The organism is Vibrio sp. 1288, from assembly GCF_033344475.1.
Genome location: NZ_JAWPOX010000230.1, coordinates 1 through 922, shown reverse-complemented (window position 1 = coordinate 922; position 922 = coordinate 1). Strand labels below are relative to the sequence as shown.

Below are 922 nucleotides of genomic sequence, written 5' to 3'. Positions count from 1 at the left end.
CGATAAAATCATTGGTGTGGGGCTAGATTCATCAGAAAAAGGCCATCCACCAGCTAAGTTTTTACGTGTCTTCCAGCAAGCGAAAGAGGCAGGCTTGCTTACCGTGGCACATGCCGGAGAAGAAGGACCAGCGCAAAATATTACCGACGCGATTGAAATGTTGGAAGTGAGCCGCGTTGATCACGGCGTTCGCTGCGTAGAAGATGAAGCTCTAGTGGGATCTCTAATTGAAACCAAAATGCCACTGACCGTTTGCCCGCTGTCTAACATCAAACTTTGCGTGTTTGATGAAATGGGACAACACAACATCGTAGAACTTCTGCGTAAAGGCGTGGCGGTAACCATTAACTCTGATGACCCCGTTTACTTTGGTGGCTACATGACCGATAACTTCCTTGCAGTGAATCAAGCACATCCCATGAGCAAAGAAGAACTGGCGAAATTCACGCTCAACGCTATCGATGCAAGCTTCATCGACAACGAGTTGAAGGCTCAATATCGTCATCAAGTCGAACAATATGTTGCACAACATTCATCGATGTAATGCGGTATACCCTTACAAACCCTCTGTGGTTAAAACGGGACTTAAGCGCTAGACTGAAAAAGCTCAACAAAGCACTTAATAAAGGAAGAAAATCATGATTCAACAAGGCCAAGCACTACCTTCTGCAACCGTAAGTGAACTGACTGCCGATGGCATGGTCAACCACGATGTGACCGAACTGTTCGCGAACAAGAAAGCGGTGTTATTCGCGGTTCCTGGCGCATTCACTCCAACTTGCTCAGAAGCTCACCTACCAGGCTACGTAGTACTCGCAGATCAATTAAAAGCAAAAGGCGTTGATTTAATTGCTTGTGTGGCGGTGAACGATGCATTCGTAATGAACGCATGGGGTGAAGCTCAAAACGCTTCTGAGATTTT

The 922-nt window shown here is 46.3% G+C and carries 2 protein-coding genes; both read left to right on the top strand.

Annotation, left to right across the window (positions count from 1 at the left end):
- Window positions 1-544: adenosine deaminase family protein (locus R8O11_RS25885; protein WP_318194696.1), on the top strand; the 544-nt coding region annotated here is incomplete at its 5' end.
- A gap of 94 nt (window positions 545-638) precedes the next feature.
- On the top strand, window positions 639-922 hold a 284-nt coding region (locus R8O11_RS25880), incomplete at its 3' end, for a redoxin family protein (protein ID WP_318194695.1).